A 13,995-nucleotide genomic window follows, 5' to 3' on the forward strand; every position below is an offset into this window, starting at 1 on the left:
ATCCCAAGCTAGAAAGGCGCCGGTCAAACCGGCGCCTTTTTCATTTGCGGATCCAGCGCATGTCCTTGAGGCGTGGATCGCCGGCGAAGCTGTCGCGGTCGAAACCGATGCGCTTGCCTGGATATTCGCAGATAGCCTGAACGCCTGACGGGCCGAGCCGGATACGCCAGGTCTGTCGCTCGACTGGAGCCGGCGTGGCAAAGACCGTACAGGTCAGCAGCGCCAGATTGGCGCCGCCCTGAGGATCGCGCACCGAGCGGTAGCGTATCGCCTGAATTGCGACCTCGCGTGCATCGTCGGCCAGTTGCTGGCAGGCGGCGTATTCAGTCGGGTTTGTCCATGCTTGCTTGTTGCGCGCGAGCGGTGGAGCCGTCAGATCGACGGCGCGCGCAGTCCGGACGACTGCCGAAAACGCAGTATATTCGGCGGCGTCGCCCGGCCATGGCGTATCGGGCGACTCCGAGAAGAACAGCAGCCGATAAAACGCCATTTCCGCGACCGCCGTCTCCACCTTCTCAGCCGCGTAGTAGACGCCCAGTGTCTTGCCTGCGCGGCGAAAGCGCGAGCCGGAAGGATAGTTCGAGCCGTAGCGAAACGGGGTCGCGAGAAGGTAATGCAGATGCCGGCATTCCCTGGGGATGACCGGCTTGGACGTTTCGATCAGCTCCTCCAGCAGTGCCTGTTCGTCGAGATTGTCGACAAGCTTGAGGGTCGAGACGCGATGCTGGGCCTCGACGAGGCGCCAGCAGTTGCCGTCGAGGCTGCGTGCCTCAGATGAGAGCGCGGCGGGCGTCCAGATAGGCAATGACATCGACAAGTCCGGTGATGGTGACGATCTTTTCGAGCGGCACATCGCCGAGCGCCGTGTTTTCGTTGCGCAGCCAGGCCCGGGCAACCGGTTCGTCGCCGCCGGCTATGGCATCGAGCGAACGGAACAGGCGGACGAACAGCACGGCGAGCTCAAACGGCTTGGTGCCGGCTTCCAGCACGAAATCCTGCTTGCGCATGCGTGAGACGGTGGCTTCGGAGACACCGATGATGGACGACAGCATCCTGGCGGTGATGCCCAGCAGGTCGGCTGCGCGCAACGTTGCCTTGGTGATGACTGCGCCCGGAGCGACGTGCGCCTCTGAATCCGGATGACTTCGCATCGAACTCTCCATTACTCTGGAAAATATAGACCAGAAACATTTCCATGGAAAGCGATTAGCGATGGCGAGGCCGATTGGCCTTAGTCTTTCTTGTATAGCATCCAGTTCTTGCCCTGGCGCTCGGCGATGGTCGAGTAGCGCGTGACGCGGTTGCGGCCGATCAGCTTGGAGCGATAGAGCGCACGGTCCGCCTTGGCATAGAGGTCTTCGGCGCTGTCGGCATCAGATGCCATGCAGACGCCCATGGAGACCGTGACCTGGCCGCAGTTCACACCCGGCTGGACGTCCCTGAATTGCGTCTGTGCAACCAAAAGGCGAACGCGGTCGGCGATCTCGAATGTCGCTTCCTCTGTCGTGCCTTCGACGATAAGTGCGAACTCTTCGCCGCCGGTGCGTGCCACGAACATGTCGCGGTGGACGCTCGACTGGAAGATGCTGGCGATGATGCGAAGGATCTTGTCGCCGACCGGGTGGCCGTGACGGTCGTTGATGTCCTTGAAGCGGTCGATGTCGGCCAGGATCAGCGCGCTGAACAACACGCCCCTGCTATCGTTGTAGATCCTGGCGATCCGCCGGTCGAAGGCGCGCCGGTTCCAGATATGGGTGAGGGGGTCGGTGTCGGCGAGCTTCTTGTATTCTTCGAGCTTCGACTTGACGCTTTCGAGTTCGCTCGACTTGTCGCTCAGCGTCGTTGCCACGTGCTTGCCGTGGTCGATGGTCGACGCCGTGGCCACGGCCATCACGCTGGCGATCTTCTGCAGCAGCTCCTGCGACATGGCGGTGCGGCTGCTGAGCCCGCTCGATGTCTCGTCAAGCACCTTGCCGTAGCGTTCCAGATAGGTCTGCTCGTTGCGCAGCAGGCTGGCGACGCCTTCCAGTTCGCGGGCGAGGACCTCGCGCGCATGCTCGACGATTCCCTGGCCATGGTTGTGGGCAAAAAACTTCTGGCCGAGCAGGTCGAGCTGCTCCTGTGTCGGACGATTGCCGAGCGCGATAACCTCCAGGCTGAGGGCGGCGTTGGTGCCGGTCAACGCCTCGTAGAAGATCTCGTAATTGCGCGGCAGCCCGATGACGCCCATCTGGCTCATCGTCGCCACGACAGTACTCGCAATATCGTTGCCTCGTTCTGTCGGGGCGGCTGCAGATTGCATGTATGTCCCGTTTCAGTTGGCCAGATGGCCGGCTGCATAGCCAGCGCTGGGCTGGCGTACAAACCGGTCGGGGGCGCGAGCGGCGTGAGATAGAATGCTTGCGGCGGCGCAGGTCCCCTCTGCGCTCATCACTTGTAATGAGCTCTAATTTAGGCTGGCTAAGGTTTCCTTAATTTGCAGCCTTCTTGCCCGTATTTTTCTACCAGAGGGTGTAATTTCCACTGTGCCAGGCGATGCCTCAGCACTGGCCAGCATACATAATGTCGCAAACCCTCATGTCCTGTGCGGCGATCAAGATCAATATAGCCGTCGGTCAATAGAGGAGAATGCAATGGAGAATTTGCACAAGGGCTCATGTTTGTGCGGAGCGGTGCGCTTTACAGCGAGGGGCGCGCTGCGCGAGGTCATCTACTGCCATTGCAACATGTGCCGGAAACAGAGCGGCCACTACTATGCCGCAACCAATGTCAGCGACGAGATGGTGGACATAGAGGGCGGCGAAAACGTCACCTGGTTTGCCGCATCGGACTTCGCCCGCCGCGGTTTCTGCAGCCGTTGCGGATCGGTGATGTTCTGGAAGCCGAATGACGACGGCTATGTTTCGATCATGGCCGGATCGTTCGAGGAACCGTCATCGCTTGCCGGCGGCTATCACATCTTCGTCGCGGACAAGGGATCGTATTACGAGATCGATGACAGCCTGCCTCGATATGAACGGTCGTCACCGTCGCTCAAGGTGCTCGAGGATTGAACGGGCGGCCTAAGATCGTTCTCATTTGTTGAACGCTTCGTCGTGATTAGGCGCTCTGCTCGAAACAGTGGCGAGGGCGTATATTCCTGGCAAGGAGAAATGACATGACCTCGTTGCCTACAGTTTTCATTTCGCATGGCGGCCCCGACATCGTTTTGGCCGACACGCCGGCGCGCCATTATCTCGAAGGCCTTGCGGGCCTAATCGACAAGCCCAAGGCCATTGTCATCGTCTCGGCGCATTTCGAGACCGATGGGGTCGCCGTCGTCACCGATCCGAAGCCGGGCATGATCTATGACTTCGGCGGTTTTGCGCCGGAGCTCTACAAGATGGTCTATCCGGCGGCCGGCGAGCCTGCCTTGGCCGAAAGGGTGTTCGGCATGCTCGATCAGGCTGGTCTCAAGCCGCATACATTCGAGAAACGCGGCTACGACCACGGCACCTGGACGCCGCTCAAGCTGGCGTTCCCAGACGCCGACATTCCCGTGGTTCAGGTGTCGATCGACCCCAGCCGCGACGCTGCCTGGCACTATGCCATCGGCAACGCGCTGGCGCCGTTGCGCAACGAAGGCGTGCTGCTGGTCGGCTCAGGCCATATCACCCACAATCTGCGCGCCTATTTCAGCCGGCTCCGGCGCGGAGCCGAACCCGATCCGGCGCTGGCCGGCAAGGTGCGTGCGTTCACCGAATGGTTCGCCGACAAGCTGGCGAGCGGCGATACCGATGCGCTGCTGCACTGGAAGGACAAGGCGCCTTTCCCGGCCGAGAACCACCCGACCGACGAACATCTGATGCCGATCTTCTTCGCTTACGGTGCGGCAGGTGAGGGTGCGAAGGGTCGCCGGGTGCACGATTCAGTCGATCACGGCTTCTTTGCCAACGATTCATATCTGTTCGACTGAGCGTCGAGCCGCTAAATGATGCCGCTTCGATTGAATTGAAAGGGCATTCCATGGAGCGGCTGGTCAAGGCTTTCCAGAACTCGGTGCGGGCATTCTCGCGACTGATCCGCTCCGAGGCGGCATTCCAGCAGGAAATCATCCTGCTGGTCGCAGCCTTGCCGCTCGGCTGGTTCGTGGCCGGCACCTGGGGCGGCTACGCGCTGCTGATCGGATCGATCCTGTTCCTGATCACCGTCGAGGTGCTGAACACCGGTATCGAGGCGGCGTGCGATGCCGTCAGCCGCGAATTTAACATCGACATCCAGCTTGCCAAGGATTGCGGCTCGCTCGCCGTGCTCATTTCGATTGTCATCGTTCTGGGCGTCTGGGGCTTCGCCATCGTCGAGCGGATGCTCGGGTTTCCGATCTGAGGGGGTATCCCCATATGTCGGTTACCAAAGGAGACCGACATGATCGACAAGACCGATACCCACCACCTCGAGGCGCGCGCGGGCTTGCCGGAGGACCTGCGCTGGCTGGTCGACAAATATCCGCGCGAGGACTGGCGCGCCCACGACAACGTTCATGGCATGGCCTCGATGTGGCTGCAGCGCCACGACATGTTCCGCGAACTGGGCGGCATGCTGACCGCAGGCATCGGCGACTATCGCGAGGGCCGCATGGACGCCCCGCAATTCGCCCGCTGGTTTGCGCCGCGGCTGAACCATTTCCTCGGCAATCTCGACGGCCACCACAATGTCGAGGACCATCACTACTTTCCGGTTTTCGCCAAGGCTGAAAGCAGGCTGAAGCGCGGCTTCGAGATCCTCGACGCCGATCACCACCTGATCCACGAGGCGCTCGAGCGCAACGCCAGCTCCGCCAATGCGTTCATTCGGGCGCTGCAGGATAGCCAGGACCGGCAACGTTTCGCCGCCGACGCCTATGCCGATGAGAATGCGCGCCTTGTCGCCATGCTGACGCGGCATCTGGAGGACGAGGAGGACCTGATCATTCCGCTCATCCTCGATCGCGGCGACCGGGAGTTGGTGGGCTCGGACTAATCCTTCGGCTGCTTGCGGGCGATGTGGCGGGCCAGGAGCCAGGTTGCCAGCGCCACGGCCATACCGATACCAAGTCCCAGAAGCAGCCGGTGGTGTGCCTTCAGCGTGTCGCCGAGGATGTGCTCGGCGCCGAGGCCGAATACGTAGCCGAGACTGACGAAGATGCCGGCCCAGACGAGCGCCGACAGGCCGTTGAGGGCAAGAAACATTGGAACCGGGATGCGCGACAGGCCCGCGGCGATGCCGCCGGCCAGGCGCATGCCGTAGACGTAGCGGTTGCCGAGAACGAACAGGTTGGGATGCGCCTGCACCAGGCGGAAGGCATGGCTGAAGCCGGGCCTGCGGCGCAGCAACCGCACCCATTTGTGGTTGGAGAACCGTCGCCCTAGGACGAAGAACAGCGTGTCGCCAAGAAAGGCGCCTGTCGCCGCCACGGCAAAGGCGTTCCAGGGTTCGAAAAACCGCTGGTGGGCAAAGAAGCCACCGAGGATAGCGAAACTCTCGCCTTCGGCCATGCAGCCGATGAAGACGGCAACAAGCCCGAAACGTTCGACGAGATGGTGGAAGGTGTCGATCATCGCGCCGGCGACTGACCTGCGGAGGCGTCGGCAATGCGCTGGACCTGGGCGGTCAGCTGCTGCATCTGCTCGCGCAGCAGGATGATCTCCTGGAAGCGGATCTCATCGAGCTTTTCATGCAGCGCCATGATCTCGATCTCGGCCTTCAGGTTGACCGCATAGTCGTGCGAGGCGTCGATGCGGTCGCGTTCGGCCTGGCGGTTCTGCGACATCATGATGATGGGTGCCTGGATGGCCGCGAGCATAGACAAGATAAGGTTGAGGAAGATGAACGGGTAGGGATCGAACGAGCCCATTCCCAGAAGCCAGGCATTGAGCATCGTCCAGACGACGAGGAAACCGACGAAGCAGAGGATGAAGCTCCAGGAGCCGCCGACCCGGGCGATGCCGTCGGCCAGTCGCTCGCCCAGGCTCTCATGGTGAGCGACACTGTCATTGACGTTGCGCGAAACCGGCTGCCGATCGATCGCGCTCTGCAGAACCTTGTGCTCGAGCTCGCTCAGATGCTCCGGTGTGCGCTTCAGCCATCGTCCGGCGAGGTCCGCCACGGTCTTGTTCATTAGCATGCCCCCGCTTTCCAATCGGCTGCCTAGCAGCCACGAATCCTTATATGAAGATAGCTGGCGATGTCGCCAAAATGCGGTTGCGGGGAATGGAATGATGGACTTCGCCAGGATCAGGGCCCGCGCCGCGGAGCGCAAGGGCGGCGAGGCGGTGCTGAAGTCGCTGCTGGGGCCGGCGTTCGACAATGCGACGCTTGCCAAGGTCCCTGACGACCGGATCCTGTCAACGATGGCGGAGCGTGTCTTTGCCGCCGGTTTCGTCTGGCGTGTCATCGAGCAGAAATGGCCCGGCTTCGAGGAGGCTTTCCTTCATTTCGAGCCGAAGCGGCTTCTGTTCCAGCCCCACGACTTCTGGCACGATCTCGCCTCCGACAAGCGCATTGTGCGCAATCCGCAAAAGATCCGCTCGGTGCGCGACAACGCCGCCTTTGTCGAGCGCGTGTCCAAGGAACATGGCAGCTTCGGCAGGTTCCTGTCGGCCTGGCCGGCCGACGACCAGGTCGGGCTGACGGCCTATCTCGGCAAGCACGGCAGCCGGCTCGGCGGCAACACCGGCCAATATCTTTTGCGCTGGCTGGGCTGGGACACCTTCATCCTGTCGCAGGACATGATCCTGGCGCTGCGCGACGCCGGTCTCGACATCGGCGAGGCAGCGACCTCCAAGAAAGATCAGGCCAAGGTGCAGGCTCAGATCAACGAATGGGCAACGGCGACCAGGCTGCCGCGGGCACATATCTCGCGCATCCTCTCGATGTCGATCGGCGTCAACCGTCCGGCCGAGGAATTGGCGAGCTACATGGGCGAATGATGGCCCAATCGAACTGGATTGCCCGACTTCACAACGCAGGCTAAACCGCTGACATGACGAAAAAATCTCCCGATATCCTGCGCATCGCCGTTGCCCAGCTCAACCCGACGGTCGGCGACATCAAGGGCAATCTCGCCAAGGCGCGCGAGGCGAGGGCGGACGCGGCGCGACAGGGTGCCGATCTGGTGCTGTTCACCGAACTGTTCCTCGCCGGTTATCCGCCGGAGGACCTGGTGCTCAAGCCGGCCTTCCTGGCTGCCTGCGAGCGTGCGGCGGAAGATTTCGCCAAGGACACATCGGACAATGGCCCCGGCGTCATCATCGGCGTGCCGCTCAAGCGCAAGAGCGGCGTGCACAATGCGGTCGTCGTTGCCGATGGCGGCAAGATCATTGCCGAGCGCTTCAAGGTCGACCTGCCCAACTATGGCGAGTTCGACGAGAAGCGTGTGTTCCAGCCCGGTCCCGACATGCCGGGTCCGATCAATTTCCGTGGCGTTCGCATCGGTATCCCGATCTGCGAGGACATCTGGGGTGAGCTCGGCGTCTGCGAGACGCTGGCCGAGAGTGGTGCTGAAATCCTGCTCGTGCCCAACGGCTCACCCTATTATCGCGCCAAGATGGACGTGCGTCATCAGGTGGCGATCCGTCAGGTGATCGAGAGCGGCCTGTCGCTGCTCTATGCCAACCAGCTCGGCGGGCAGGACGAACTCGTCTTCGACGGCGCTTCCTTCGCCATCAACGCCGACCATTCGCTGGCGTTCCAGATGAGCCAGTTCGAAGAGACGGTGGCGATGACCACCTGGAAGCGCGGCGACGAAGGCTGGGCCTGCGTCGAAGGGCCGATGTCGAAAATCCCCGAGCGCGAGGAGGCCGATTATCGCGCCTGCATGCTGGGACTGCGCGACTACGTCAACAAGAACGGCTTCAAGAACGTCGTGCTTGGCCTTTCCGGCGGCATCGATTCGGCGATCTGCGCGGCACTCGCCGTCGACGCGCTCGGCGAGGAGCGGCTCAGGGCGATCATGATGCCCTATCGCTATACCTCGAAGGATTCGCTCAAGGACGCCGAGGATTGCGCCCGGGCGCTCGGCTGCCGTTACGACATCGTGCCGATCCACGAGCCGGTCGACGGTTTCTCGCATGCGCTGACGCAACTGTTCGAGGGTACCAAGGAAGGCATCACCGAAGAGAACCTGCAGAGCCGCGCCCGCGGCACGATCCTGATGGCGGTATCCAACAAGTTCGGCTCGATGGTGGTGACGACCGGCAACAAGAGCGAAATGTCGGTCGGCTATGCCACGCTCTATGGCGACATGAATGGCGGCTTCAATCCGATCAAGGACCTCTACAAGATGCAGGTCTACGCGCTGTCGCGCTGGCGCAATACCCATGTGCCGCCCGGGGCGCTCGGCCCCTCGGGCGAGGTGATCCCCAGGAACATCATCGACAAGGCGCCCTCGGCGGAACTCCGGCCCAACCAGACCGACCAGGATTCGCTGCCGCCCTATCCGGTGCTCGACGACATCCTCGAATGCCTGGTCGAGAACGAGATGGGCGTCGACGACATCGTCGCGCGCGGTCACGACCGCGACACGGTGCACCGGATCGAACACCTGCTCTACATCGCCGAATACAAAAGGCGGCAGGCAGCACCCGGGGTGAAGATCACCAAGAAGAATTTCGGCCGTGATCGCCGCTACCCTATCACGAACAGATTCAGGGATCGTGGCTAAGTAGCTGGAACTGAACTGAAAACCGCCAGCAGACCGGAGGGTTCATGGCCGAGGTCGAGATCAGTTTCGACGTATCGCGCATCGACTTCGACAAGACGTCGGAGGTCATCAAGGCGAGCTACTGGGGCGAGGGCCGAACCGACGAAATTCATCGCCGGGCCTTCGCCTATTCGCTGTGCCTGGGCGCCTATGTCGACGGCGAACAGGTCGGTTTCGCCCGCGCCATCACCGACTATGCCTGCTTTGCCTATGTCGCCGACGTCATTGTCTGGCCTGAGCGGCGCGGCCTCGGCATCGGCAAGAAGCTGATCGCAGCACTGCTCGACCATCCGGCGCTTGCCACCGTGACTGGCTTCTCGCTCAGGACCTCGGACGCGCACAGCCTCTATGAACAATTCGGCTTCGTAACCTCGACTGACGGCATGTACATGCGCCTGTCCAGGCAGCCGACAGCCCAGGGATAGACCAGGGGCGTGTCCTACATCTCCTTTGTTCGCGACAACCCGCGCTGGCTGGCCGGCGGGTTCCTGCTCACCTTCTTTTCGACCTTCGGCATGACCTCTTTCATCGCGCTGTCGGCCGGCGACATCCGTCGCGATTATGGGCTGTCGCACGGCGAGTTCGGCACGCTCTACATGGTCGCCACATTGGCCAGCGCCTTGAGCCTGCCGCGGCTTGGCCAGATCGTCGACCGTTACAGTACGCGGAAGGTGGCGCTGTTCATCGTGCCGATGCTGGCGCTGGCGAGTGCATCGATGGCACTGTCGCAGCACCTCGTCATCCTGTTCGTTGCCATCTATCTGCTGCGGCTGTTTGGCCAGGGCATGATGGCGCACACCGCCTATACCGCAACCGCGCGCTGGTTTTCGGCGCAAAGGGGGCGGGCGCTTTCGACCGTCATTCTCGGCCACAACGCCGGCGACGCCGTCATCCCGATGGGTTTCGTGCTGATCGCCACCTCGGTAGGCTGGCGCGACGGCTGGCTGCTTGCAGCGGCGGCGCTGGCGCTCATTGCCGTGCCGGCAATCGCATTGCTGGTTGCCGTCGACCGCAAGCCGCGCTCATCGGACCCGGTGGCAAGTCAGATAGATGCGCGCGACTGGACGCGCGCCGAGGTGGTCCGCGATCCGATCTTCTACGTGCTCTTGCTCGGCGTCATGGCACCGGGCCTGATCGTGACGACCTTGTTCTTCCACCAGGTCTATCTGGTGGAATTGCGTGGCTGGTCGCTCGAAGTGTTCGCCTCGTCCTTTCTGGTGACGGCGGTGGTCAACGCCGCTTTCACGCTTGTCGTCGGCCAGCTCATCGACCGCTTTTCCGGTGTGTCGCTGCTTCCCTTCGTGCTGTTGCCGCTGGGGCTGGCCTGCCTGTTGCTGGGCCTCGTCGACGCGCAATGGAGCGCATTCGGCTTCATGGCGCTGCTCGGCATTTCGAATGGCCTGTCGACGACGCTGTTCGGTGCCATATGGCCTGAAGTCTATGGCCTCAGGCACCTTGGCTCGATCAGGGCGTTGATCGTTTCCGCCGGCGTGTTTGCCTCGGCAATCGGGCCGGGCCTGACCGGGTTCCTGATCGACGGCGGCGTCAGCTACCCCGGCCAGATCGTGGCGATGGCGGTCTACTGCTTCGCCATTTCATTCGTCCTGCTGCTGGCGTCGCGCCGGATCCGCGCGCGAAGCCATATCCAAGCGGCACCAGCCGTGGTTGGGATGTAGCCGGCTACGTGCCGGAAATGCCCTCGACGGTTTCGCGGCGGTCATAGACGTGGTCGACGATGCCCCAATTCTTGGCTTCTTCTGCCGTGAAGAAGAAGTCGCGGTCGAGTACGCGCGCCACTTCGTCTTCGGTGCGTCCGCAATGCTCGGCGTAGAGCCTGGTCATGCGCCGCTTGAGCTTGATGATGTCCTCGGCGTGGCGCTCGATGTCGGAGGCCTGGCCACGGAACCCGCCGGAAGGCTGGTGCAGGATCACGCTCGCATTGGGCAAGGCGATGCGCCTGCCGGGTGCGCCGGCCATCAGCAGGAACGAGCCCATCGAGCCCGCCGTGCCCATGCACAGCGTCGATACAGGGCAGCGGATGAACTGCATCGTGTCGTAGATCGCAAAGCCGCTGGTGACCACGCCGCCCGGGGAGTTGATGTAGAACGAGATTTCGCGGTTCGGGTTTTCCGACTCGAGGAACAGCAGTTGCGCGCAGATCAGCGAGGCCGAATTGTCGTCGACCTCGCCATTGAGAAAGACGATCCGCTCGCGCAGCAGCCGGGAAAAGATGTCGAAGGAGCGTTCGCCTCGCGGCGATTGTTCCACGACCATGGGGACGAGTTGCATCGTGGCGCGCATGCGCGAAATTCCTTTCGTCGATGGTATCTGTTGGACTTAGGCGGCGGCGCGCATCAGCGGTGGGCTGTTCGAATTCGCCGGCGAGGCGATGGTTCTCACCGTCTCGACGCTATGGGTCAGGCGGAACCATGTGCCGCCGTCCGGTTGTGCTTCGAGATCGAAGGTCACAAAGGTTTCGGGCTCGTTCACCATGGCGTCGTTCCAGGCGTAGCGAACGCGCGAGAAGGGCAGGGCCTCGATGATGCGATAGGCGGGGCCGGTCGTATCGGAGGTGACCTTGTCGGCCGCCGGCACATCGAGCCAGCTTGCGACGAATTCCGGCACCGTCAGCGCGCGCCAGACCTTTTCGGGCGTCGCTGCCAGCTCGCATTCGACGACGATTGTGTCCTCGATCTCTTCCTGCCTTCGGGCGTCCGTCATTGGTCCATCTCCTTGAGCAGTGTCTTCAGCCTCTCGACGCGGTCCGGCCAGAAGCTGCGATAGCGGGTGAGCCAGTCGAACAGTGGCCGCAGCCCGTCCGGGTTGACGCTGTAGTTCACATGCCGGCCGGCGCGCGCTTCCCTGATCAGGCCTGCGCCGCGCAGCACGGCGATGTGCTGTGAAATAGCCGGCTGCGAAATCTCCAGCCCTTCGCGCAGTTCCGTCGCATTTTTCTCGCCCGCCGTCAGCCGATCGAGAACGGCGCGGCGGGTGGGGTCGGACAAAGCACGGAATATCTCAGATTCGTTCATGCGTTGAGATAAGCACATACTTATCTGTTGCGCAAGTGGCTCGCCTGTTTTCGGTGCTGTTCTGGCACAACAGGCTTCGGTCCAGAGCGGGGGTTGGCTAAGCAAAATTGCTCGGTTATAAGCAAATTCTTCGCGGCCACTAACAGGGAGGTCTGAATGCCAGAATATGACATGTCCTCCCGAGGTTCGAACCGAGGTCATTGACTCGGCGTTCCGCCTTCGGCGTCGCTTCTTTCTGACGCTGCCGTTCCGCGACTTCCTGATTCAGCAAGAATTATTCGTCGCGCCTTTGTACATCTTTCTCTAGGGATGGCGTCGGTTTCCGGCGCCGCATGGCATCATGTCTCGTTTCCGTATCGATCTGCGCGGCGGTGCATTCCGCAGCGTTCTGGGTTTCACTTTCAGGCACTGGCGTCGCCAGCCGGTCCGGCTCGTCATTATCTCGGCGGCCGTGCTCATTTCGACGATGGCTGACGTGTTGACGCCGCTTTATTCGGGCCGGCTTATCGACGCCGTCGCCAGTGGGGCGGCGACCGACGCTGTGGCATGGAATGCGGCGCTGGCCGCGTTCTTCACCTTGCTTGCGCTTGCCACGGGCTCGCTGGTGTTCCGCCATATCGCCTTTGCCGGCATCATCGAGCTGACGCTCAAGATGATGTCCGACATCGCCCAGGATGCGTTTCATCGCGTCCAGCGCTTCTCGACCGACTGGCACGCCAACAGCTTCGCCGGCTCGACGGTGCGCAAGGTGACGCGCGGCATGTGGGCGCTCGACCTGCTCAACGACACGCTGTTGGTGGCGCTGCTGCCGTCCTTTGTGATGCTCGTCGGCTCGACCATCCTGCTCGGCTGGCATTGGCCAATGATGGGCCTGATCATTGCCGCGGGCTCGCTGATCTTCATTACCCAGACGGTGGTGATGTCGCTCGGCTTCGTCGCCCCGGCAGCCAGCCTGGCCAACAGCTGGGACACGCGTCTCGGCGGCTCTTTGGCCGACGCCGTCAGCTGCAACTCGGTGGTCAAGGCCTTCGGCGCCGAGGAGCGCGAGGAAGGACGCCTCGCCAAGGTGATCGCCAAGTGGCGTCACCGCACGGGACGTACCTGGATGCGCGGAACGATCAACGGCACGTCGCAGAACATCACGCTGGTCCTGCTGCGCGCCGCGATCATCGGCTTCGCCCTGTACCTGTGGTCCAGCGGCCAGGCCAGCGCCGGCGACATCGCCTTCGTGCTGACTTCGTTCTTCCTGTTGCAGGGCTATCTGCGCGATGTCGGCATGCACATTCGCAACCTGCAACGCTCGGTCAACGACATGGAAGAGCTTGTCGACATCCAGGGCCAGCCGCTCGGTGTTGCCGATCGCCCCGGCGCCAAGCCGATCCAGATCGGCGAAGGCGGCATCGAGTTCAAGCATGTGACGTTCCACTACGGCACGCATGCGAACCCGCTCTACCGGGACTTCTCGGTTTCGATCAAGCCGGGCGAGCGCGTCGGCCTCGTCGGCCATTCCGGTTCCGGCAAGACGACCTTCGTCAAGCTGATCCAGCGGCTGTACGATGTCGGCGGCGGCAAGATCACCATTGACGGGCAGGACATCGCCAAGGCGACGCAGTCGTCGCTGCGTTCGCAGATCGCGATCGTGCAGCAGGAGCCGATCCTGTTCCACCGCTCGCTGGCGGAGAACATCGCCTATGCCCGGCCGGGTGCGACGCAGGCTGAGATCGAGCACGCGGCAAAACTTGCCAGCGCGCACGACTTCATCCAGCGGCTGCCCAAGGGCTATGGCACGCTGGTCGGTGAGCGTGGCGTCAAGCTGTCGGGCGGCGAGCGTCAGCGCGTGGCGATTGCCCGCGCCTTCCTGGCCGATGCGCCGATCCTGATTCTCGACGAGGCGACCTCCAGCCTCGATTCGGAATCGGAGGTGCTGATCCAGCAGGCGATGGAACGCCTGATGGTCGGGCGCACGACGCTGATCATCGCGCACCGTCTGTCGACCGTGCGTGCGCTCGACCGGCTGCTCGTCTTCGATCGTGGCGAGATCGTCGAGGAAGGCCGCCACGAGGCGCTGGTTCGGCGTGACGGCGGCATCTACCGTCGCCTGTTCGAACGCCAGGCGCTGGAGCTCACCAAAGGGCTCGTCTAAATCAGGGGCGGGCCGCGAGAGATCGCGGCCCGTTCGTCATCTGCAAGTAGCCACAAGTAGATGTAGCCCCTTTGGCCGGCTTCCATTCGCGCCGTGGTTGC

Annotated in this window: 17 protein-coding genes; 9 read left to right on the plus strand and 8 right to left on the minus strand. The window is 62.5% G+C overall.

Annotation, left to right across the window (positions count from 1 at the left end; all coding sequences use genetic code 11):
- Positions 1-40 precede the first annotated feature (40 nt).
- The 3 genes from DY201_RS14430 to DY201_RS14440 form a co-directional block, all read right to left on the minus strand.
- Entirely contained in the window at positions 41-811 is a 771-nt protein-coding gene (locus DY201_RS14430; protein ID WP_115731791.1) for an RES family NAD+ phosphorylase, read from the minus strand.
- On the minus strand, positions 771-1,151 hold the full coding sequence (locus tag DY201_RS14435; protein WP_115733797.1) for an MbcA/ParS/Xre antitoxin family protein: 381 nt from the start codon (positions 1,149-1,151) through the stop codon (positions 771-773). The genes DY201_RS14430 and DY201_RS14435 overlap by 41 nt, the downstream gene beginning before the upstream one ends.
- Before the next feature lie 80 nt (positions 1,152-1,231).
- Entirely contained in the window at positions 1,232-2,239 is a 1,008-nt protein-coding gene (locus tag DY201_RS14440; RefSeq protein WP_245432131.1) for a GGDEF domain-containing protein, read from the minus strand.
- Between the two features lie 394 nt (positions 2,240-2,633).
- Between DY201_RS14440 and DY201_RS14445 the strand changes: the two genes are divergently transcribed.
- The 4 genes from DY201_RS14445 (at position 2,634) to DY201_RS14460 (ending at position 4,998) form a co-directional block, all read left to right on the plus strand.
- Positions 2,634-3,053, plus strand: coding sequence for a GFA family protein (locus DY201_RS14445; protein WP_115731793.1), 420 nt, complete (start codon positions 2,634-2,636; stop codon positions 3,051-3,053).
- 104 nt (positions 3,054-3,157) lie between these two features.
- Positions 3,158-3,955: a DODA-type extradiol aromatic ring-opening family dioxygenase gene (locus DY201_RS14450; protein WP_115731794.1), complete on the plus strand. Its 798-nt coding sequence runs from the start codon at positions 3,158-3,160 to the stop codon at positions 3,953-3,955.
- Between the two features lie 50 nt (positions 3,956-4,005).
- Complete coding sequence (locus DY201_RS14455) at positions 4,006-4,365, plus strand: diacylglycerol kinase (RefSeq protein ID WP_115731795.1); 360 nt, start codon at positions 4,006-4,008, stop codon at positions 4,363-4,365.
- Positions 4,366-4,404: 39 nt separating this feature from the next.
- Positions 4,405-4,998, plus strand: coding sequence for a hemerythrin domain-containing protein (locus DY201_RS14460; protein ID WP_115731796.1), 594 nt, complete (start codon positions 4,405-4,407; stop codon positions 4,996-4,998).
- On the opposite strand, the gene DY201_RS14465 is transcribed toward DY201_RS14460, so the two are convergent.
- Complete coding sequence (locus tag DY201_RS14465) at positions 4,995-5,576, minus strand: DedA family protein (protein ID WP_115731797.1); 582 nt, start codon at positions 5,574-5,576, stop codon at positions 4,995-4,997. The genes DY201_RS14460 and DY201_RS14465 overlap by 4 nt on opposite strands.
- Positions 5,573-6,136: a DUF1003 domain-containing protein gene (locus DY201_RS14470; protein ID WP_115731798.1), complete on the minus strand. Its 564-nt coding sequence runs from the start codon at positions 6,134-6,136 to the stop codon at positions 5,573-5,575. The genes DY201_RS14465 and DY201_RS14470 overlap by 4 nt, the downstream gene beginning before the upstream one ends.
- A 97-nt stretch (positions 6,137-6,233) precedes the next feature.
- Between DY201_RS14470 and DY201_RS14475 the strand changes: the two genes are divergently transcribed.
- From DY201_RS14475 to DY201_RS14490, 4 genes are read left to right on the plus strand one after another with little or no spacing between them, the layout of a single operon-like run.
- On the plus strand, positions 6,234-6,947 hold the full coding sequence (locus DY201_RS14475; protein WP_115731799.1) for a DNA-3-methyladenine glycosylase I: 714 nt from the start codon (positions 6,234-6,236) through the stop codon (positions 6,945-6,947).
- 53 nt (positions 6,948-7,000) lie between these two features.
- A complete protein-coding gene (locus tag DY201_RS14480) occupies positions 7,001-8,680 on the plus strand; it encodes an NAD+ synthase (RefSeq protein WP_115731800.1) in 1,680 nt (559 codons plus the stop codon).
- Between the two features lie 44 nt (positions 8,681-8,724).
- On the plus strand, positions 8,725-9,144 hold the full coding sequence (locus DY201_RS14485; RefSeq protein ID WP_115731801.1) for a GNAT family N-acetyltransferase: 420 nt from the start codon (positions 8,725-8,727) through the stop codon (positions 9,142-9,144).
- Positions 9,145-9,153: 9 nt separating this feature from the next.
- Positions 9,154-10,395, plus strand: a complete 1,242-nt coding sequence (locus DY201_RS14490; protein WP_115731802.1) for an MFS transporter — start codon at positions 9,154-9,156, stop codon at positions 10,393-10,395.
- 4 nt (positions 10,396-10,399) lie between these two features.
- Here the strand turns inward: DY201_RS14490 and DY201_RS14495 are convergent, their stop codons facing one another.
- From DY201_RS14495 to DY201_RS14505, 3 genes are read right to left on the minus strand one after another with little or no spacing between them, the layout of a single operon-like run.
- Positions 10,400-11,020 (minus strand): ATP-dependent Clp protease proteolytic subunit, encoded by a 621-nt coding sequence (locus DY201_RS14495; RefSeq protein ID WP_115731803.1) that lies wholly within the window; start codon positions 11,018-11,020, stop codon positions 10,400-10,402.
- Positions 11,021-11,056: 36 nt separating this feature from the next.
- Positions 11,057-11,440 (minus strand): SRPBCC family protein, encoded by a 384-nt coding sequence (locus DY201_RS14500; RefSeq protein WP_115731804.1) that lies wholly within the window; start codon positions 11,438-11,440, stop codon positions 11,057-11,059.
- Positions 11,437-11,751: an ArsR/SmtB family transcription factor gene (locus DY201_RS14505; protein ID WP_115731805.1), complete on the minus strand. Its 315-nt coding sequence runs from the start codon at positions 11,749-11,751 to the stop codon at positions 11,437-11,439. Before DY201_RS14505 ends, DY201_RS14500 begins: the two co-directional genes overlap by 4 nt.
- 340 nt (positions 11,752-12,091) lie before the next feature.
- On the opposite strand from DY201_RS14505, the gene DY201_RS14510 reads away from it, so the two are divergent.
- Positions 12,092-13,894, plus strand: coding sequence for an ABC transporter ATP-binding protein (locus DY201_RS14510; RefSeq protein WP_115731806.1), 1,803 nt, complete (start codon positions 12,092-12,094; stop codon positions 13,892-13,894).
- Positions 13,895-13,995: the final 101 nt, after the last annotated feature.

This window comes from Aminobacter aminovorans, from assembly GCF_900445235.1.
GTDB lineage: Bacteria > Pseudomonadota > Alphaproteobacteria > Rhizobiales > Rhizobiaceae > Aminobacter > Aminobacter aminovorans.